Below are 20,323 nucleotides of genomic sequence, written 5' to 3' on the forward strand. Positions count from 1 at the left end.
GCCATGACCGTCCTCATGACGCAGCGGCGCCGCGCGACCGGCTCGGCGGGGTCCGCGTCCCCGCCGTCCACGCTCCGGCGCCCCAAAGCCCCCGAACGGTTGGCGGCCTGGGGGTTCCTCGCCCCGGTCGTCAGCTACCTGGTGCTGTTCTACGCCTACCCGCTCTACCGCAACCTGGACCTGAGCCTGCGCGACTACACGGTGCGGTCGTTCGTCCAGGGCGACGCCCCGTTCAGCGGCCTGGCCAACTACCGTGCCGTCTTCGCCGACCCGACGTTCGTCCCCGCCCTGGTGCACACGCTGGTGTTCACCGCGCTGTCGCTGCTGGTCCAGTACGCCGCCGGGCTGGCGCTGGCCGTCTTCTTCAACCAGAACTTCCGGCTCTCCGCCACGCTGCGGGCACTGTTCCTGGTGCCGTGGCTGCTGCCGCTGATCGTCTCCGCGTCCACCTGGGCGTGGATGCTCAACAGCGACTCGGGCGTGGTCAACGCCGTGCTGCACTGGTTCGGCGTCGGGCCCGTCGACTGGCTCACCTCGCCGCAGTGGTCGCTGGCCTCGGTCGTGATCGCGAACATCTGGATCGGCATCCCGTTCAACCTGGTCGTGCTCTACAGCGGCCTGCAGGCCATCCCGGCCGGCCTGTACGAGGCGGCAGCGGTGGACGGGGCGAGCGCCTGGCAGCGGTTCTGGCGGATCACCTTCCCGCTGCTGCGTCCGGTCTCGGCGATCACCCTGCTGCTGGGCCTGATCTACACGCTCAAGGTCTTCGACATCATCTGGATCATGACCAGGGGCGGTCCGAGCGACTCCTCGACCACACTCGCGACCTGGTCCTACCGGTTGGGCTTCGGCAGCCCGCTCCCGCAGTTCGGCCCGGGCGCGGCGGTCGGCAACCTGCTGGTCGTCATAGCCCTGGCCTTCGGCCTGCTCTACATCCGCCTGCAGCGCCGGCAACAGGAGGCGACATGAGACGCGACCTCGCCCGCCGCGCGAAGACCGCACTCGGTCTGGTGCTCACCGCGCTCATGCTCTTCCCGGTCTACTGGATGGTCAACGCCTCCTTCACCCGCGACCAGGACCTGCGCCGGACCCCGCCCAGCTGGTTCCCTTTGCACGGCACGCTGGAGGGCTACCGCGCCGTCCTGCGCGACCAGCTCCCGTACCTGGCCACCAGTCTGGTCGTCGCGGTCGGCACCGCCGCGCTGACCGTCGCCCTGTCCGCTCCGGCCGGCCACGCGCTGGCCAAGCTGCGCCCGCGCGGCGGCGGGGTGCTCGGATTCGTGCTGCTGGTCGCCCAGATGATCCCCGGGATCATCATGGCGATGGGCTTCTACGCCATCTACCTCAGCGCCGGCATGCTCCAGTCGATCGGTGGACTGATCGTCGCCGACTCGACGCTCGCGGTGCCCTTCGGGGTGCTGATCTGCACGGCGTTCATGTCCGGCATCCCCGGCGAGCTGCTCCAGGCGGCCCGCACCGACGGGGCCGGACCGCTGCGGACCTTCTGGTCGATCGTGCTTCCGATGAGCCGCAACGCGCTGGTCACCGTCTCGCTGTTCGCGTTCCTGTGGGCGTGGTCCGACTTCGTCTTCGCCAGCACCCTGGACGGCGGCGGCGCCTACGAGCCGATCACCCTCGGCATCTACCACTACATCGGCAACAACAACCAGCAGTGGAACGCCATCATGGCCACCGCCGTGGTCGCCTCGCTGCCCGCCGCCGTCATCCTCGTCCTCGCCCAGCGCTATGTCGCCGCGGGCGTGACCGCCGGGGCCGTCAAGGACTGACACCCCATCACAGAAGCGAGTAACCCCTGATGACCGACGCCTCCGGCGGCCCGGCCTTCTCCCTCCACGAGATCCCGTTCAGCCACCACGGCTCCTGGTTCGACATCTCACCCGTGATCGGGGAGCACACCTACGCGGAGGACCTGCACCTGGTCTCGCACCAGAACGGCATGCACCCGGTGCTGCGGCTCACTCCGCCGGCCGGCGCCCACTGGCAGGCCACACCGGGCCAGTTGAGCTGGGTCTCCGAGGCGGGCCGGATCGACCTGGCCTACGAGACGCCGGACACGCTGCGGCTGCGTGGTCGCGGCCTCGGCCTGCGCCTCACCGCCGTGGCGCCCGTGCTGACGCCGTTCAGCGGGACGTACCTCTACCGCGACCCGGTCGACGGCGCGTTCACGTTCACCTCCTACGAGACCGGCCGTCGCTACCGGCTGACGGTGCTGACCGGCGCGGTTCAGGCCACCGGGGTCGAGGCGCTGGGGGAGGGGGAGCGGGGCGTGCTGCTGGACGGCGAGTGGGAGGCCGCCATCGAGGAACTGGACAGCGCGCGGGAGCCGTACTCCTCGACCGCCGCCTTCGAGAAGATCGTCGCCTCCGCCGGCGCCGCGTTCGCGGACTTCGTCGACGCGATCGCGCCCTGGCGCACCGCCGGGACCCCGGCCGCGGACCTGGCCGCCTACGTGCTGTGGTCCGCGACCGTCCGTCCGGCCGGACTGGTCGGGCGGCCCGCCGTGCTGATGTCCAAGCACTGGATGGACAAGGTCTGGAGCTGGGACCACTGCTTCAACGCGCTCGCCCTCGCGGCGGGTGCGCCCGAACTCGCCCTGGACCAGTTCCTGCTGCCCTTCGACCACCAGGACGAGAGCGGCGCCCTGCCGGACTCCGTCACCCACTCCGAGGTCCTGTACAACTTCGTCAAGCCGCCCATCCACGGCTGGACACTGCGCCTGCTGCGCGAGCGCCTTCCGGAACCGCTGTCGTCGGGCGAACTCTCGCTGATCTACCGGAGCCTGGCCGCGTGGACCCGGTTCTGGCTGCGGCTGCGGCGCGCACCGGGCAGCGCGCTGGCGCACTACCAGCACGGCAACGACAGCGGCTGGGACAACGCCACCGTTTTCGACGCCGGTCGGATCGTCGTCAGCCCCGACCTGGCCGCCTTCCTGACCCTCCAGCTGGGCGAACTCGCGGCCACGGCCGCCGAGCTGGGCCGTCCCGACGAGGCCGTCGAGTGGAGCCGAGCGGCGGCGGACATGCACCAGGCCCTGTTCGCGGAGCTCTGGGACGGCGAACGCTTCCTCGCCCGGAGCGCGGACACCGGTGAGCCGCGCGCCACCGCGAGCCTGCTCCACCTGCTGGTGGTCGTGCTGGGTGCCGACCTTCCGCCCGAGGCGAGAGCGGTGCTCTCCCAGCAGATCAGCGCTCATCTCACCGCGTTCGGGCTGGCCACCGAACACCCCGACTCGCCCCACTACCAGCAGGACGGCTACTGGCGCGGACCCATCTGGGCCCCGGCCACCGTCCTCGTCGAGGACGGCCTGCGCCGCGCCGGACACACCGCCCTGGCCGACGAGATCAGCGCGCGCTTTCTCGCGCTGTGCGAACGGTCGGGCTTCGCCGAGAACTTCGACGCGCTGAGCGGCGAAGGCCTGCGCGACCGCGCCTACACCTGGACCGCCGCCGCCTACCTGCTGCTCGCGGAGGCGGCCGCCCGCCGCAGCCGCGCCGCCGACTGACGGACCGAGCGCACCGAGCTAAGCCGCCGATCACAACCCCGAGCCGCACCACCCCGCATCGCACCATCCCTGCCACCCGGAGGAGATCCGACATGCACCTGCCCCGAAAGGCCGCGGCACTCGCCTGCGCCCTGGCCGCCGCCGTCGCGGCACCGCTCACCGCAGCCCCCGCACACGCGGCCGACACCTCGGTGACGGTCGACTTCGCCACCGCCGGAGGCGCCCCCACCTACCACGCCTCCGGCACCCTCTACGGGATGACCCCGGACGGGTCGCTGCCGCAGGACCACTTCTACAAGGACATCAAGTGGCACCTCGAGCGGGCCGGCGGCGCCCAGCTCAACAACGGCGGATACGCCACCAGCCTCGCCGACTACCAGACCCGCTGGGCCGCCACCCTCGCCCAGTACAAGCGCACCGCCGCCCTCGGCGGCACCTTCGTCCTGCTCCCGCACGACCTGTGGGGCGCCGACGGCACCACCAACCAGGCCTTCCCCGGCGACAACGGCGACTGGACCACCTTCGACAACTTCCTGAACCAACTCTTCTCCGACGTCAAGGCCAACCACATGACGGTGGAGTGGGACCTGTGGAACGAGCCGGACGGGAGCGGCTTCTGGGCGCGCACGCAGACCCAGTACCTGCAGATGTGGTCCCGCTTCTACAGCGCGGTCCGGGCGGACTTCCCCGGCCAGCTCATCGTCGGCCCCAGCATGGCCGGCCAGCCCACCTCCGGCAACGGCTGGTGGAACACCTACCTCGACTACGTGAAGACCAACAACGACGCCCCCGACATCTACAGCTGGCACGATGAGCCGGCCGATCCCGTCCCCGGAGCCGCGAGCGCTGACTCCACGCTCGCCGCGCACGGTCTGACCACCACCCGCCCGTTCCAGATCAACGAGTACGGGGCCCTGTCGCAGCAGAACCCCGGCGGCGGCGCCTGGTTCATCGGCCGCCTGGAGCGCGCCGGAGCCGACGGGCTGCGCGGCAACTGGGGCTCCGGCAGCGGGCTCCACGACGACGAGGCCAACCTGCTGACCAAGAACAGCGCCGGGCAGTACCTGCCGCTCGGCGAGTGGTTCACGTACCGCTACTACGGCTCCCAGACCGGCAACATCGTCAACCTCGTCCCCGGCAACGGCATCGACGGCCTGGCCACCAAGGACAACGCCGCCGGCAATGCCAAGATCCTGCTCGGCTCCGACGGCAACACCGGCAACGTCACCGTCAACCTCACCGGCCTGAACACCACTTCGGTCGTGCAGAACGGCCAGGTCCGCGCCGTCGTCCAGCGCGTCCCCGACAACAACGGCGCCGCGGTCGAGGGCCCCGTCACGATCGCCGACACCACCCTGACGGTCAGCGACAACGCCGCCTCGGTGACCATCCCCTACACCGACGCCAAGGACGGCTACACCGTCACCCTGCTGCCGCCGTCCGACGGCACCGTCTCCACCGTGGCCGTCAGCGAGAACAGCGGGCAGTGCCTGGACGACGCCAACCTCTCCACCAGCGCCGGTACGCAGTACCAGCAGTACGACTGCGAGGGCGGCTACCAGCAGATGCTCGACCTCAAGCCGGTGGCCGGCAAGCCCGCCACCTACACCGTCGTCAACGAGCTCAGCGGCCTGTGCCTGGACGTCTCTGGCGCCTCCACCGCCGACGGCGCGGCGGTCATCCAGTGGACCTGCAGTGGACAGCCCAACCAGCAGTTCACCCTCCGGGCGGTCACCGCGCTCGGCAACAGCCAGGACTACCAGCTCGTCGCCGCCCACAGCGGCAAGTGCGTCGACGTCACCGGCGTCTCCACCGCGCCGCACGCGCTGATCCACCAGTGGACCTGCGACACCGGCAGCACCCTGAGCACCAAGACCAACCAGATCTGGCGCCTCCTCGGCAAGAACTGACGAGCCGTCCTACGCGCTCCGCACATCCAATGGGTGCCGAGTGGCGGCGGTGCTGGTCACACGGTCTCGCGGGTTCCGTTGGGCGGATCAGACCGGTGCGAATGGGCCCGGCCGGTTCTGGCGGGGCGCGCCGTACGGTTCGTCAACAGCAGTCCTGTCAGGGCCGCGGCGGCGAGCACGAGGATGAACAGGGTGTAGTCGCGGGCGGTGGAGACCAGTCCAGCGCCGTGGACGATCAGCACTCCGGCGCCGACCGAGGGCGCTCCCAGGCCTAGGTAGCAGACGACGAACAGGACGGACAGCAGGCCGGCTCGGTCGTGCGGTGCCGCGCGAGGGACGACGGTGCGGATGCCGCCCTGGTACCCGGCGCCGAAACCGAGACCGGCAACCGTCGTGCCGCCGAAGAACCCGAGGGTCGATCCCGTGTCGACCGCGGCCAGGGTCGCCAGTGCCCCGGCCGTCAGCAGCGCGATGCCCAGCAGCATCACGGTGCGCGGTGCGGTGCGGTCGAGTGCGACGGCGGCCAGCGACCCGGTCACCGCCAGCAGAAACAGCCCGAGGCCGGCCACCACGGGCGAGGCGGAGCCGGACAGGTGGCGGACCAGCGCCGGGCCAAGCGAGCCGTAGAAGCCCGCGAGCGCCCAGACGGCGAACAGGATCGGCACCGCCGCGAGGACCGGGCCGCGCAGGTCGGACGGCACGGCCAGTTCGGGGCGCAGCGCGGCGCGTACACCCGGGGTGCGGCTCGCGGTTTCCGGCATGCGGATCAGGGCCGCGCCCTGGGCGACGAACACGGCGGTGAGGACCAGGTAGACCAGGTGGGTGGGGGCGGGCGCGCACTGGACCAGCCATCCGGACAGCAGAGCGCCGGTGCCGGTGCCGATACCTGGCACGGCCGCGTTGGCGAGAGTGCCCCGGCGCCGGTCGATGTCCAGCATGGCCGCGCCCAGCGCGCCGAGGGCGCCGCCGGTGGACAGGCCTTGCAGGACGCGTCCGAGGAGCAGGGCGTCCAGGCCTGCCGCGGTGGTGAGTACCGTCATCGCGGCGATCTGCAGGACGAGCGCGGCCAGCAGCACCGGCCGCCGGCCGAGATGGTCGGACACGCGTCCGAAGACCAGCAGGGACAGCAGCACCGCGATCGCGTAGACGCCGAAGACCACGGTCGTGGTCATCGATGAGAAGTGCCACATGCGGGCGTAGGTCGCGTAGAGCGGAGTCGGAGCACTGGAGGCGGCCAGGAGGGATACGACGATCAAGGCCAGCAGCACCAGGCTGCCGACGCCGGGCCCGCGCCCGGGAACGGCAGCCCGGCCGTGTCGCCGCGGCGTCTCTGCGAGGGCAGGGACGGGATTCACGTGCAGGTCCATGGGCGCGCCCAGGTGCACCGGTGACGGAGCATGGGCGGCCGACTCGGGCGCGGGTTGGGGGATTGTTCCAGCCATGCCCTCAAGCCTGGCTGTGCGGACCGGCTCCCACGAGTGGCAGAATTGCCTGTCTTCGGTAGAATTCCGCCATGACGGTTCACCGAGTGGCAGTGCTGGCGCTGGACGGGATGGCCCCGCTCGACCTGGCCATCCCGCTGCAGATCTTCGGCCCGCGAGCGGAGACCGCCTACCAGGTGACGGTGTGCGCACCGAGCAGTTCCGTCTCTGTGGGCGGCGGTTTCACGCTGGCTGCCACCGGCGGACTGGACGCCCTGCGCTCGGCGGAGACCGTGATCGTGCCGGGGTTCGGCCTGGGATTCGAGCCGCAGCCGCAGTCGCAGCCGGTTCCGCCGGCGGTGCTCGACGCGCTGGCCACGGCCCGCGACGAGGGCAGGCGGGTCGTGTCCATCTGCACCGGCGCCTTCGCGCTGGCCGCCGCAGGACTGCTCGACGGGCTGCACGCCACCACGCACTGGCAGTACGCCGACGAACTCGAACGCCGATACCCCGCCGTGCACGTGGACCGCGACGTGCTCTACGTGGACGAGGGTGACATTCTCACTTCGGCCGGGGTGTGCTGCGGCATCGACCTGTGCCTGCACATCGTCCGCCGCGACCTGGGCGCCGTCGTGGCCAATCAGATCGCCCGCAACATCGTCGCCGCGCCCCACCGCGAGGGCGGCCAGGCCCAGTACGTCCCCGCACCCGTTGCCACGACCGGCGACACGTCCCTCGCCGACACCCGCGCCTGGGCTCTGGAACGCCTCGCGCAACCGCTCACCGTGCCCCAACTCGCCCGCCACGCCGGCATGTCCGAACGCTCCCTCCTGCGCCGGTTCGCCGAGGAGACGGGGACGACACCACTGCAGTGGCTGGTGAACGCCCGGCTCGGCCTGGCCCGCGAACTCCTGGAGACCACCGACCAGTCGATCGACCTGGTCGCGCGCGACTGCGGCCTGGGCTCGGCCGCCAACCTGCGCCTGTACTTCCGGCGAGCGCTCAACACCACACCCACCGCCTACCGGCGCGCATTCACCCGCCAGGCCCCGGACCCAGCTATGTGACGGGTGCTCCGCCTCCTTTCGCGATCGCGGTGACGAGCCGGACACGCTTCTTCGAGGCGTATGCGATCTCCGCGGTGCTCGGCTGCAACAAGCCGGACCCGCGCATGTACCACCATGCCAGCGACGCGTTGGAGCTCGCGCCCGCGGTCTGCCGGCCGCAGGGGCGATGGTGCCGCCAGCGGGCCGCCGGTCACCTGCCGAGCGTCAGGCCGGTACTGCCGAGGCAGCCGTCGACCGTGTAGGAGACGAGGAACAGGCTGGTGATCGGGCCCGGCACCACCGCTCCACCTTCCGCCTCGCCGATCCGAAGCACGGGTCAGAAGTGGGTGGCGATGCCGAAGGCCTGTCGGAGCTGCGCCATGTCGTGACGGTCGCGATCGACCGGTTCGTAGCCCTGGTGGAAGTAGACCTGCTGATCGGCCGACAGGCAGGGGACGGCGGTCCCCTGGATCGTTCCCGCGACAAAGCACGAGGCGGGATAGGTGAACGGGTGCTCAGCGTCGGTCGAGGCCTGGACCGCGGACCCGTCGGCGGCGAAGAGCAGCGGGTGCAGATCGATCTCCCGACCGCCGGGGTCGGTGACCACGAACCGTACCGGTCGCCAATCCAGGGTCTCGGCGAAGCCGGCCCGTGAGAGGGCCGCGACCACCTCTGGCTCCTGATCGATCCGGTGCATCAGGTCCAGGTCGCGGTGCTGGCGGGTCTGCTCACCGACGAGGGCGTCGATGCCCCAGCCGCCACCGATCCAGATGTCCACCTCCGCGCGCCGCAGAAGGGCGAGGATGGCCAGTACGTCGTCTGCTGTCATCACTTGCGGACGTTAACGCTGATCGCCCCCGGTGGGCGACCTGATTTGCCACGTTCGCTGGTCGAACCGGTCCCCGCCCGATTCGGACGAGGCAGGACTGAGTGTGGGGGTGGCGTTGGCCGGCCGGTGCCGAACCCGCCCGGTCCTTGCTGACACGGCATCGTCCCGGCAGACGACTGCCGGGACGATGCCGATGGGGGGTCAGTGCAGGATCGCGTGGGAGATGGCGCAGTTGTTGGTGTCGTTGGACCAGCTGGCCTGCTCGGCGTAACTGCCGTACGAGCCGAAGGAGATGTTCGCGGCGCCGCCGGGCTGGCCGGGGGCGATCCACGCGCACTCGTCGGAGTTCTCTTCGCCGTTGTACGTGCTGCCGGTGTGGTTGGTCCAGCCGCCGGCCGGGTTCTGGTCGGACATCATCTCGTGCCACTCGTGGCCGAGGGTCATCGTGTAACCGTCGAGCTTCCCCGCCGAGCCGGAGTTGACGAAGTCGACGCCGCACTCGCTCTGGCCCAGGAAGGAGAAGTCCATGTTGTAGGGCTGGTTGGAGAACGCGACGTCGCCGTAGGGCGAGGTGACCGCGCCGCCGCTGAGGCTGGAGTCGCCGTTGTAGTCGTGCCAGGCGCAGAAGCCGGTCAGCAGGTTCTCGTAGTTGTCCGGGTCGGTCCCGTGCGGGGAGAGGACGATGTAGTAGGCGTCCCGGTTGGACGCGGCCGTGGTGTTGCCGAAGTGGCCGGCCGCCTTGACGGCCTCCACGCCCAGCTGGTGCCCGCTGGCGGCGCTGGGGGAGGCCGCGGAGTTGTCGTACCAGACGCCGGCCAGGACGCCGCCTGCCTGGTAGGGGATGAAGTTGGCGTTGCTCGGGCAACTGGTGGCGCCGGCTGAGACGTTGTGGCCGTCGCACCACTGGGTCAGGTCGGCCGACCACTTCTCGCCGTTGGTGCCGATGCCCTTGAACATCTGCTGGGCCGCCGAGGCCGCGTGGTCGGGGTCGCCGGTGAAGGCGGCGTTGCCGTGCGAGTCGGTGGTCTTGGTTCCCCACTGGGTGCCGTAGAAGACCAGGTAGACCTTGGAGTGTCCGCTCTGGACGCCGATGCCGTCGATGCCGCCGCCGTAGGACAGCGTCTCCGAGCCCGTCGCGGCCGCGGCGGCGTGGGTCTTCGCCCACCGCTTCATCTTGAGGTTGCCTTCGAGGGTGGCGACCACGCCGTGCCGGTAGTCGTGGTGGTACTCCGGGCTGTACGGGTTGGCCTGAGGGGTGGCGCTCGCGGCCGTCGCGGGGGACTGCGCGACGACGAGCGCGGTAGCGGTGATCAGGGTCAGCGAGGCGAGTCCGGTCAGGAGTGTGGGGCTGGTGCGGCGCTGGTGGGGGTGGCCCATGGACGAGTGGTCCTCTCTGCATGCGAGGCCGTCTCCGGGTGGTGGCGCATGTCTCCAGAGCGGTCCGTGCTGTGGGTACGCCACGTAGTGAACCGCCAACTGGCGGTCCCGGAGACGTGCTTGAGGGGTCGGCTGGAGCGTGCGAGCGATGCACGCCGGCCGGGCTGAAGCGAAGCAGACTTGTTGAAATACGGTCAATGCCCCGCACAAAGTTTCACGGGTCCGTCAACAGACCTGCAACCGGTGAGTAACTTCGCCGAGGACCGGAGGGCCCGGGGCGAGGTCGCCGAGGCCCGGCCTCTCCACAGGCGCCTCATCGAAGTCGCACAAGTTACCGGCAGGTCACGACGGTTTGGGTTCTGTGAAGAATCGCCACCGCCCTCTGGAGCGGAACCTCGCCCTCACCTTAGGTTCTGGCCTCGTGCTCAGCGCCCGCCAGTGATCTCTTCACCGGCACGGCCCGTGAGCGGAGCCGAATTGCTTCCCGTGCATGCCCCAGACCAGGAGGGCCTCCCCTTTGGGTGTCGAGATCCGCGTGGAGGGCTTGACCAAGTCCTTCGGGCACCAGGTCATCTGGCAGGACGTGTCCCTGACGCTGCCTGCCGGCGAGATATCGGTGATGCTCGGGCCGTCCGGCACCGGCAAGTCCGTCTTCCTGAAGACGCTGGTCGGTCTGCTGCGGCCGGACCGCGGCTCGGTGCTGATCCAGGGCCAGGACGTCAGCAGGCTGCGGGAGCACGCGCTCTACGAGATCCGCAAGCTCTTCGGTGTGCTGTTCCAGGACGGTGCGCTGTTCGGGTCGATGAGTCTGTACGACAACATCGCCTTTCCGCTGCGTGAGCACACCCGCAAGCCGGAGAGCGAGATCAGGCGCATCGTCCTGGAGAAGATGGACATGGTCGGACTGATCGGTGCGGAGGGCAAGCTGCCTGGTGAGATCTCCGGCGGGATGCGCAAGCGCGCCGGGCTGGCGCGGGCGCTGGTGCTCGACCCGGAGATCATCCTCTTCGACGAACCCGACTCCGGGCTCGACCCGGTGCGTGTGGCGTACCTGAACCAGTTGATCGTCGACCTCAACGCGCAGATCGACGCGACGTTCCTGATCGTCACCCATGACATCGCGTCCGCCCGGCAGGTGCCCGACAACATCGGCCTGCTGTTCCGCCGTGAGCTGGTCATGTTCGGCCCGCGGGAGCAACTGCTCACCAGTGACGAGCCCGTGGTCGGGCAGTTCCTCAACGGCCGGATGCAAGGACCGATCGGGATGGCGGAGGAGAAGGACGCCGCCCAGGTCGAGCAGGAGCTCGCCGAGTTGGACGCCGGCCGGCACACCGGCCCGCGGGGTGGCAAGGGTGCCTCGGGGGAGGGCGTGGTCCCGCGACTGCTGCCGAGCCCCGGCATCACGCGTTCGCCGCGCTGGCAGGCGATCGCCGAACGCGAGGAGATGGCCGCGCTCCGGGCGCGCGTCGCCGACCACGCGCGCAGCCGCCGCAGCGCGCGCGACGCAGCGGAGGAGGTCGACTGATGAGCCCGTCCGCGACCGCCGCGCTGACCGCGAAGGCCACGAACGGCCTGCGGCACTGCGGCAACCTGTTCGCGCTGGCCCTGGACGTGCTCCGGACCGTCCCCCGGCGGCCGTTCCAGGCGCGCGAGTTCATCCAGCAGGCCTGGTTCGTCGCCAGCGTCACGATCCTCCCCACGGCGCTCGTCTCCATTCCGTTCGGGGCGGTGATCTCGCTCCAGATCGGCTCGCTGACCCGGCAGCTCGGCGCGCAGTCGTTCACCGGCGCGGCGTCCGTGCTGGCCGTGCTGCGCGAGGCCTCGCCGATCGTGACGGCGCTGCTGATCGCCGGGGCCGGCGGCTCGGCGATCTGCGCCGATCTCGGCGCGCGCAAGATCCGCGAGGAGATCGACGCCATGGAGGTGCTCGGCATCGACCCGGTGCACCGCCTGGTGGTGCCCAGGGTGCTCGCCACCATGGCGGTGTCGGTCCTGCTCAACGGTCTGGTGTCGGTGGTCGGCGTGGCCGGCGGCTACTTCTTCAACGTCGTGCTGCAGCACGGCACTCCGGGTGCCTACCTGGCTTCCTTCACCGCACTCGCGCAGCTGCCGGACCTGTACGCGGCCGAACTGAAGGCGCTGGTCTTCGGGGCGATCGCGGCGATCGTGGCCGCCTACAAAGGGCTGAACGCGCGCGGCGGACCGAAGGGCGTCGGCGACGCGGTCAACCAGTCCGTGGTGATCACCTTCATGCTGCTGTTCGTCACCAACTTCGTGATGACGGCGGTCTACTTCCAGATCGTTCCGCAGAAGGGCGGGTGACGGACATGCCGGGCATCCTCGTTCGCAAACTGGCGGCGCCGCTGCACGCCCTTGACCAGCTCGGCAGCCAACTCCTCTTCTACGCACGGTCGCTGGCCTGGACCCCGCGCACCGTGCGTCGCTACAAGAAGGAGGTGCTGCGGCTGCTCGCCGAGGTGAGCCTCGGCCGCGGCGCCCTCGCGGTGATCGGCGGGACGGTCGGTGTGCTGGCCTTCCTCACTTTCTTCACCGGCACCGAGGTCGGCCTGCAGGGCTACGCCGCGCTCAACCAGCTCGGCACCTCCAACTTCGTCTCCTTCCTGTCCGCCTACTTCAACACCCGCGAGATCGCCCCGCTGGTCTCCGCCCTGGCGCTGTCCGCGACCGTCGGCGCCGGGTTCACCGCGCAGCTCGGCGCGATGCGGATCAGCGAGGAGGTGGACGCGCTGGAGGTGATGGGCATCCCGTCGCTGCCCTTCCTGGTCACCACCCGGATGCTGGCGGGCTTCGTCGCCGTCATCCCCCTGTACGTCATCGGGCTGCTCTCCTCCTACCTGGCGGCGCGCACCATCACGACCGACTACTACGGCCAGTCGACCGGCACCTACGACCACTACTTCCACCAGTACCTGCCGCCCGTGGACGTGCTCTGGTCCTTCGGCAAGGTCATCGTCTTCGCGATCGTGATCATCCTGATCCACTGCTACTACGGCTACCACGCCAAGGGCGGTCCGGCCGGTGTCGGCGTGGCCGTCGGACGCGCGGTGCGCACCTCCATCGTCGCCGTCAACATCCTCGACTTCTTTCTCAGCCTGGCGATCTGGGGAGCCACCACGACCGTCCGGATCGCGGGCTAGGGGGACGGAGATGAACGAGACGACCACGAGTCCGGCCCTGCGGCTGCGGCTTTCCGGGGTGGTGTTCCTGCTGGTGCTCGGCCTGCTGCTGGGCCTGTCCGTCGCCGTCTACCAGCAGGCGTTCACCCCGGTGGTGGGGATCCGGCTGCAGGCGGACTCCATCGGCAACCAGCTGGAACCCGATGCGGACGTCAAGCTGCGCGGCCTGATCGTCGGCGAGGTGCGCGGGGTGCACGCCGACGGCACGCGGGCCACCGTGGACATCGCGCTCAAGCCCGAGGACGTCCAGGACATCCCCGCCGACGTCGACGCGCAACTGCTGCCCAAGACCCTGTTCGGAGAGAAGTACGTGAACCTCGTGCTCCCGGCCGGCGGAGGATCAGGCGGCACGACGGGCCGCCACATCCGGGCCGGCGACGTCATCACCCAGGACCACACCACCATTGGTACCGAGGTGCAGCACGTACTCAACGACCTGCTGCCGCTGCTGCGCACGCTGCAGCCGGGCGAGCTCAACGCCGCGCTCTCCGCGATCTCCGACGCCCTGGAGGGCCGCGGCGACGCCATCGGCGGCAACCTGGTGCGCGCCGACACCTACTTCGCCGCGCTCAACCCCCACCTGCCCGCCCTCAAGCAGGACATCACCGCACTCGCCCAGGTCGCCGACGTCTACGCCGACGCCGCCCCGGACCTGCTGCGGATCCTGCAGAACACCGTCACCACCAGCCGGACCCTGGTGGACAAGCGCGACGTGCTGGATGCGTTCCTCACCAGCACCACCACCTTCGCCCACACCGCCACCGGCGTGCTGGACGAGGACCAGCAGCGGCTGATCACCCTGGCCGGCGTCTCCCGCCCCACACTGAGCCTGCTCGCCACCTACGCGCCCGAATACCCGTGCCTGCTCAGCGGCCTGGTGAAGTTCGAGCCGATCGACGAGCAGACGTTCAGCGGCGGTCACCTGCACATCACGTTGGAGGTCGTGCTGCCCCGCTCCGCCTACCACCCCGGCGAGTACCCCGCGTACGAGGACACCTCCGGGCCCAACTGCCGCGGGCTGCCCGACCCGCAGGTGCCCGCGCCGGGCGTCGACCTCAAGGACGGGACGACGGCCGACAACACGAGCCCGCTCGCGTCCGGCCCCAACACCGGACTGGCCGGCACGGCCGCCGAGCAGCACGTCGTCAACTCACTGCTGGCGCCGGTCATGGACGTGCCCGCCGATCAGGTGCCGCCCGTCGCCACCCTGCTGATGGGCCCGCTCATGCGCGGAACGGCGGTGAGCGCGTCGTGAGAGCCCGCGAGACCACCGGACCGCTCGTCAAGTTCAGCCTGTTCGCCATCGTGACCACACTCGCGACACTGCTGCTCGCCGCGACGATCGCCAACATCCGGTTCACGCCCACCCACACCTACACGGCGGTCTTCACCGACGCCACCGGCCTGATCCCGGACGACGACGTGCGCGTGGCGGGCGTCCAGGTCGGGAGCGTCACCGACGTCCGGATCAAGGACCGCGACCTGGCCGAGGTGACCTTCACCGTCTCCTCCGACCGGCCACTGCTCACCAGCACCCACGCGGTGATCCGCTACCGCAACCTGGTCGGCTCCCGCTACCTGGCCCTGACCGAGGGCACCGGCGACGGCGCCGCCCTGCCGCCCGGCGGCGAGATCCCGCTGTCCCGCACGCAGCCCGCGCTGGACCTGACCGCGCTGTTCGACGGTTTCAAGCCCCTCTTCGCGGCCCTGAGCCCGAACGACGTCAACCAGCTTGCCTACGAGCTGATCACCACCCTGCAGGGCGAGGGCGGCTCGGTGGACAGCCTGCTCGCCCACACCGCGCAGCTCACCTCCACCCTCGCCGACCGCGACCAGGTGATCGGCTCGGTCATCGACAACCTGAACGGGGTGCTGACCGCGCTCACCCAGCACAGTGGCGCCTTCTCCGAGCTGCTGGACCAGCTGCAGCGGCTGGTGTCGGGCCTGGCGGCGGACCGCGTCGCGATCGGCGACTCGCTCGGCAACATCAGCGACCTGGCCGGCGCCACCGCCGGGCTGCTCGACCAGGGCCGGCCCGCGCTCAAGGACGACATCGCACAACTCTCCACGCTCGCCGGAACGCTGAAGGACAACCAGCAGACCGTCCAGGGCGTGCTGCAGCGCCTGCCCAGCAAGCTCAACGCGGTGATCGGCACCGCCTCCTACGGCTCCTGGTTCAACTTCTACCTCTGCGACTTCGACGGCCGGATCGTGCTGCCGAAGACCCAGCAGGTGATCACCCCGGACTTCCACGTGGACCAGGCGAGGTGCAGCCGGTGACCCCGTTCCGTGAACGCAATCCGCTGGTCATCGGCGCGGTGGGTCTCGGGCTGATCGTCGCGATGCTGGCCGCCGCCTTCAACGCGCAGGACCTGCCGCTGATCGGCGGCGGCACCGACTACGCCGCCGCCTTCTCGGAGGCGGGCGGTCTCAAGCCCGGCGACGACGTGCGGATCGCCGGGGTGAAGGTCGGGCAGGTCCAGAGCCTGGACCTGGAGGGCGACCACGTGCGCATCGACTTCCGGGTCCAGGACGGCGTCGACTTCGGCACGCAGACCGGCGCCGCCGTCAAGATCAAGACCGTGCTCGGCGCCAAGTACCTCGCCCTGGAGCCCGCCGGCCCCGGGCAACTGCCCGCCGGCCGTGAGATCCCGCTGGACCGCACCGTCTCCGCCTACGACGTGGTGCAGGCCTTCAGCGATCTGGCCACCACCACCGACCAGATCGACACCAGGCAACTGGCCGTCGCGCTCGACACCGTGGCGGCCACGTTCAAGGACTCGCCCACCGACGTCAAGGCCTCCCTGGCGGGCATCTCCCGGCTCTCGCAGACCGTCTCCAGCCGCGACTCCGCACTGCGCGACCTGCTCGCCCACGCCGACAGCGTCACCGCCGTCCTCTCGGACCGCTCCACCCAGCTCACCACGCTGATCGACGACGGAAACGCGCTGCTCACCGAGATCCAGGGCCGCCGCGACGTGATCCACACCCTGTTGGTCAACACGGCGGCCCTGGCCGCCCAGCTGACCGGCCTGGTCCAGGACAACCAGACGCAGATCACCCCCGCGCTGTCGCGCCTCGGGGACGTCCTCGCGGTCCTGCAGCGCAACCAGGACAACCTCGACCACAGCATCCGGCTGCTGGCCCCGTTCGTGCGCGTCTTCGCCAACAACCTCGGCAACGGCCGGTGGTTCGACACGTACGTGCAGAACCTCGTCGCCGCCCCGGTCTCCGCGCAAGGGAGCACGACCCGATGAGCCGTCTCCTGAAGATGTTCCGCTTCTTCCACCGCTTCCGCTCGCGGCGCGCGCTCGTGTGCGTCTGCGTGCTCGCGCTGGTCGTGGGCGCCGTGGTGGCCTTCTGGCCACAGCAGCGGACCGTCCGTGTGACCGCGTACTTCACCCGGACTGTCGGCATCTACCCCGGCTCGGACGTCCGGGTGCTGGGCATCCCGGTCGGACGGGTCGTCAGCATCACGCCGCAAGGCAGCCGGGTGCAGGTGGTGCTGGAGTACGACGCGGGCCGCAAGGTTCCGGCAGGGGCCAAGGCCGCCATCATCAACTCCTCCGTCGTCAGCGACCGTTACGTGCAGCTGCTGCCCGTCTACCGCGGCGGGCCGACGCTCGGCGACGGCGCCGTCATCCCGCTGGACCGCACCGCCGTACCGGTGGAGCTGGACCGCGTCTACTCCAGCCTGGACATGCTCGCAGGCGCGCTCGGCCCCCAGGGCGCCAACGCCGACGGCTCGCTGTCCCGCCTGCTCGGCGTCTCGGCGGCCAACCTGAACGGGCAGGGCGACAAGCTGCACCAGAGCGTCCACGACCTCTCCGCGGCCCTGACCACCCTCGCCTCCGGGCGTCAGGACCTGTTCGGCACGGTGCGCCAACTCCAGGTCTTCACCGCCGCACTGGAGACCGACGACACGCAGGTGCGCCAGTTCAGCGAGAACCTCGCGGGCGTCTCCGCGCAGTTGGCGGGCGAGCGGGAGAACCTGGGCTCGGCGCTGAAGAACCTGGCCGTGGCCTTCGGCGACATCGCGGGCTTCGTCCGCGACAACAAGAGTGTGCTCGGCTCCGACCTGAAGGGCCTGCGCGACGTCACCGGCGTCCTGGTCAAGGAGCGGTCCGCGCTCACGGAGTTCCTGGACGTGGCCCCCACCGCGCTGTCCGATCTCAACCGCGCCTACAACCCCACCGCCGGCACCCTCGACACCCGCGACAACGCCGAGCAGACACAGGACCCGGCGCTGTACCTGTGCTCGCTGCTCGACTCGATCGGCAAACAGACCGACTGCACGGCGCTGCGCTCCCTCTTCGGGTCGCTCCCCAAGCTGCCGCTCGGCAACTCGCTGACAGGCCAGGCGCTCCCCGGCCTGCCGTCGGCAGGAGCGGTGGACAAGACCCTCGGCGGCATCCTGGGAGGTGCGGCATGAGCAGCCACCACCGGAAGGCCCTGCGCGCAGCAGCCCTCGCCGGCGCCGCGGCACTGCTGCTGAGCGGCTGTCAGTTCAACGGGCTCTACGACGTGCCGCTGCCCGGCGGCGCGGCGGAGGGCGACCACGCCTACCACGTGACCGCGGAGTTCGAGGACGTCCTCGACCTGGTGCCGCAGTCCGCGGTGAAGGTCAACGACGTGACCGTGGGGGCCGTCGAGAAGGTCACCCTCGACGGCTGGCACGCCCGGGTGCGGCTCCGCCTCGACGGCGCCGTGCAACTGCCCGCCAACGCCGAGGCGGAGATCCGCCAGACCAGCCTGCTCGGCGAGAAGTACGTGGCACTGGTTCCGCCAGCCGCCACGACCCCCACGGGCCGGCTGGGGGACGGCGCCGTGATTCCGCTCTCCCGCACCGGCCGCGACCCGGAGGTCGAGGAGGTGCTCTCCGCGCTCTCGGCGCTGCTCAACGGCGGCGGCGTGGCCCAGCTGCACACCATATCCGTCGAGTTGAACGACGCGCTGAGCGGCCGCGAATCACGGGTGCGGGACCTGGTCACCCAACTGGACACCTTCGTCGGCGCCCTGGACGAGCAGCGGGCGCAGATCGTGCGCGCGCTGGACGGCATCGACCGGCTCAGTCGCACCCTCAACGCGCAGCACGCCGCCATCGCCCAGGCCGTCGACACCATGCCCGGTGCCCTGAAGGTCCTCGCGGACGAGCGCGGGAAGCTGACCGGGATGCTGACCGCCCTCTCGGACCTCGGCACCGTCGGCACCCACGTGGTGCAGGCGTCGAGCGCGAACACCGTCGCCGACCTGCAGCAGCTGCAGCCGGTGCTGACCCGGCTCAACCAGGCCGGGACGGACCTGCCGAACGCGCTGGAACTGCTGACCACCTATCCGTTCCCGCGCAACGTCGTGAACGCGGTCAAGGGCGACTACGTCAACCTCGACGCCACGGCCGACCTCGACTTCTACAACCTCTACCACAACCTGACGACAGGTCAGCAGCCGGGCGGCGGACCGACCACCCCGACTCCCGGGCTGCCCGTGCCCACGCCGTCCCTCCCGGTACCGCTTCCCTCCCTGCCCGTTCCGTCCCTTCCGCCAGTGCCGGTGCCCGTGCCGTCCGCCATGCCCTCCGCGCTGCCGTCGGTGCTGCCGTCCTCGACCTGCACGCTCGTCTGCGGCGTCGCCTACGCGGGCGGCGGTCAGCCGGGTTCGGGCGACGGGCCGGGTGCCGCCAACGGCGTCGACCCGGCGCTCGCCGACCTGATGACCAGGGGGTTGTTCCAGTGATCTCGAGGATGGTGAGGACCCAGCTGGCGGCCTTCGCGGCGATCACGGCCCTCGGCGTGGCCTACGTGGGCGCCAACTACGTCGGCCTCGCCGACCCGCTGCTGCACCCCGGCTACACCGTGCGGGCCGACTTCGCCGACTCCGGCGGCATCTACACCGGCGCCGAGGTCACCTACCGGGGCGTCCCGGTAGGCCGGGTCGGCACATTGCAGCTGCGCGCGGACGGTGTCCGGGTCGACCTCCACATCGATGGCGGCCCGCCGATCCCGGCCGACACCGTCGCGGTCGTCGCGGACCGGTCCGCGGTCGGCGAGCAGTACGTCGACCTGCAGCCGCGCAGCGACGGCGGACCCACGCTGCACGACGGCAGCACCATCGACCGCGCGGACACCCGCATCCCGCTCCCCACCACCCAGCTGATGCTCAGCCTCGACCGGCTGGTGCAGTCGGTGAACAAGGGCGATCTGAAGATCACGGTCGACGAGCTGGGCAAGGCCTTCGCCGGCTCCGGCCCGGACCTGACCCGGCTGGTGGACTCGGGCAACGCCCTGGTCGGATCCGCCTCGGCGGCGCTGCCGCAGACCACGGCGCTCATCGACCAGTCGCGCACGGTGCTGCAGACCCAGATCGACGAGGGCTCCTCGATCAAGAGCTTCTCCCACGACCTGGCGCTGCTCACCGACCAGCTCCGCACCAGCGACCCCGACCTGCGCAAGGTGCTCGAGAACGGCACCCCCGCGGCGCAGCAGCTCGACGGCCTGCTCCGCTCCGACCAGCCGACCCTCGCGGTCCTGCTGGACAACCTGGTGACGGTCGGCCAGATCGAGGTCGCCCGGCTGCCCGCGCTGCGGCAGATCCTGGTCACCTACCCGGCGGTGGTCGCCGGCGGCTTCACCGTCGAACCCGGAGACGGCACAGCCCACTTCGGCCTCGTCCTCAACGCCGACTCGCCACCGCCCTGTACGCAGGGCTACGACACCGCACGCCGCGTCCCCCAGGACACCTCGCAGCGCCAGGCCAACCTCGACGCCCGCTGCACCGCGCCGCGCGGCAGCACGACCGACGTCCGCGGCGCGCAGAACGCCCCCTCGCCGGGCGGCTCGGCGGCCGGGGCGCAGTACGGCGCCTACACCGGCTACGACCCCCTCACCGGAGCCGCCCTCGGCCCGGACGGACAGCCGGTCGACATCGGCTCGACCGGCGGCGAACAGAGCCTCTTCGGAAAGGAATCGTGGCAGTGGATGCTCGTCGGCCCGATGACGGGAGCCCGGTCATGAACAGCATGAG

17 protein-coding genes are annotated in these 20,323 nt (G+C 70.6%); 14 read left to right on the top strand and 3 right to left on the bottom strand.

What is annotated here, in order from left to right:
• The first annotated feature begins 3 nt into the window (after positions 1 to 3).
• The 4 genes from DN069_RS05220 to DN069_RS05235 all read left to right on the top strand — a co-directional run bounded on the left by DN069_RS05220 (position 4) and on the right by DN069_RS05235 (position 5,433).
• Entirely contained in the window at positions 4 to 969 is a 966-nt protein-coding gene (locus tag DN069_RS05220; RefSeq protein WP_111499636.1) for a carbohydrate ABC transporter permease, read from the top strand.
• The gene (locus DN069_RS05225) at positions 966 to 1,787 is read left to right on the top strand and encodes a carbohydrate ABC transporter permease (RefSeq protein ID WP_111499637.1); all 822 of its coding nucleotides are present in this window, start codon (positions 966 to 968) and stop codon (positions 1,785 to 1,787) included. The genes DN069_RS05220 and DN069_RS05225 overlap by 4 nt, the downstream gene beginning before the upstream one ends.
• A 29-nt stretch (positions 1,788 to 1,816) precedes the next feature.
• Positions 1,817 to 3,523, top strand: a complete 1,707-nt coding sequence (locus DN069_RS05230; protein WP_111499638.1) for an amylo-alpha-1,6-glucosidase — start codon at positions 1,817 to 1,819, stop codon at positions 3,521 to 3,523.
• Positions 3,524 to 3,615: 92 nt separating this feature from the next.
• On the top strand, positions 3,616 to 5,433 hold the full coding sequence (locus DN069_RS05235) for an RICIN domain-containing protein (protein WP_111499639.1): 1,818 nt from the start codon (positions 3,616 to 3,618) through the stop codon (positions 5,431 to 5,433).
• 56 nt (positions 5,434 to 5,489) lie between these two features.
• On the opposite strand, the gene DN069_RS05240 is transcribed toward DN069_RS05235, so the two are convergent.
• Complete coding sequence (locus tag DN069_RS05240; RefSeq protein WP_243638920.1) at positions 5,490 to 6,875, bottom strand: MFS transporter; 1,386 nt, start codon at positions 6,873 to 6,875, stop codon at positions 5,490 to 5,492.
• 71 nt (positions 6,876 to 6,946) lie between these two features.
• Between DN069_RS05240 and DN069_RS05245 the strand changes: the two genes are divergently transcribed.
• A complete protein-coding gene (locus DN069_RS05245; RefSeq protein ID WP_111499640.1) occupies positions 6,947 to 7,921 on the top strand; it encodes a GlxA family transcriptional regulator in 975 nt (324 codons plus the stop codon).
• A gap of 316 nt (positions 7,922 to 8,237) precedes the next feature.
• Here DN069_RS05245 and DN069_RS05255 read toward each other — a convergent pair whose 3' ends face one another.
• Together DN069_RS05255 and DN069_RS05260 are read right to left on the bottom strand one after the other, a co-directional pair.
• Positions 8,238 to 8,729 (bottom strand): nucleotidyltransferase domain-containing protein, encoded by a 492-nt coding sequence (locus tag DN069_RS05255; RefSeq protein WP_207892054.1) that lies wholly within the window; start codon positions 8,727 to 8,729, stop codon positions 8,238 to 8,240.
• 201 nt (positions 8,730 to 8,930) lie between these two features.
• On the bottom strand, positions 8,931 to 10,106 hold the full coding sequence (locus DN069_RS05260; protein WP_111499642.1) for a hypothetical protein: 1,176 nt from the start codon (positions 10,104 to 10,106) through the stop codon (positions 8,931 to 8,933).
• Positions 10,107 to 10,623: 517 nt separating this feature from the next.
• Between DN069_RS05260 and DN069_RS05265 the strand changes: the two genes are divergently transcribed.
• Genes DN069_RS05265 through DN069_RS05305 form a run of 9 tightly spaced genes read left to right on the top strand, consistent with a single transcriptional unit; the run spans position 10,624 to position 20,313 of the window.
• Positions 10,624 to 11,631: an ABC transporter ATP-binding protein gene (locus DN069_RS05265; protein WP_111499643.1), complete on the top strand. Its 1,008-nt coding sequence runs from the start codon at positions 10,624 to 10,626 to the stop codon at positions 11,629 to 11,631.
• Positions 11,631 to 12,428 (top strand): MlaE family ABC transporter permease, encoded by a 798-nt coding sequence (locus tag DN069_RS05270; RefSeq protein ID WP_111499644.1) that lies wholly within the window; start codon positions 11,631 to 11,633, stop codon positions 12,426 to 12,428. The genes DN069_RS05265 and DN069_RS05270 overlap by 1 nt, the downstream gene beginning before the upstream one ends.
• 5 nt (positions 12,429 to 12,433) lie before the next feature.
• Positions 12,434 to 13,264 carry an MlaE family ABC transporter permease gene (locus DN069_RS05275; protein WP_111499667.1) on the top strand — a complete coding sequence of 277 codons (831 nt, stop codon included), beginning with the start codon at positions 12,434 to 12,436 and terminating at the stop codon, positions 13,262 to 13,264.
• A gap of 10 nt (positions 13,265 to 13,274) precedes the next feature.
• Positions 13,275 to 14,558, top strand: a complete 1,284-nt coding sequence (locus DN069_RS05280) for an MCE family protein (protein ID WP_111499645.1) — start codon at positions 13,275 to 13,277, stop codon at positions 14,556 to 14,558.
• Entirely contained in the window at positions 14,555 to 15,583 is a 1,029-nt protein-coding gene (locus DN069_RS05285; protein ID WP_111499646.1) for an MCE family protein, read from the top strand. Before DN069_RS05280 ends, DN069_RS05285 begins: the two co-directional genes overlap by 4 nt.
• Positions 15,580 to 16,560 carry an MCE family protein gene (locus tag DN069_RS05290; protein WP_111499668.1) on the top strand — a complete coding sequence of 327 codons (981 nt, stop codon included), beginning with the start codon at positions 15,580 to 15,582 and terminating at the stop codon, positions 16,558 to 16,560. Before DN069_RS05285 ends, DN069_RS05290 begins: the two co-directional genes overlap by 4 nt.
• Entirely contained in the window at positions 16,557 to 17,735 is a 1,179-nt protein-coding gene (locus DN069_RS05295) for an MCE family protein (protein WP_243638921.1), read from the top strand. Before DN069_RS05290 ends, DN069_RS05295 begins: the two co-directional genes overlap by 4 nt.
• Positions 17,732 to 19,036 carry an MCE family protein gene (locus DN069_RS05300; protein ID WP_111499647.1) on the top strand — a complete coding sequence of 435 codons (1,305 nt, stop codon included), beginning with the start codon at positions 17,732 to 17,734 and terminating at the stop codon, positions 19,034 to 19,036. The genes DN069_RS05295 and DN069_RS05300 overlap by 4 nt, the downstream gene beginning before the upstream one ends.
• Positions 19,033 to 20,313, top strand: coding sequence for an MCE family protein (locus DN069_RS05305; RefSeq protein WP_111499648.1), 1,281 nt, complete (start codon positions 19,033 to 19,035; stop codon positions 20,311 to 20,313). Before DN069_RS05300 ends, DN069_RS05305 begins: the two co-directional genes overlap by 4 nt.
• The last annotated feature ends 10 nt before the right edge of the window (positions 20,314 to 20,323 follow it).

The organism is Streptacidiphilus pinicola, assembly GCF_003258295.1.
Classification (GTDB): domain Bacteria; phylum Actinomycetota; class Actinomycetes; order Streptomycetales; family Streptomycetaceae; genus Streptacidiphilus; species Streptacidiphilus pinicola.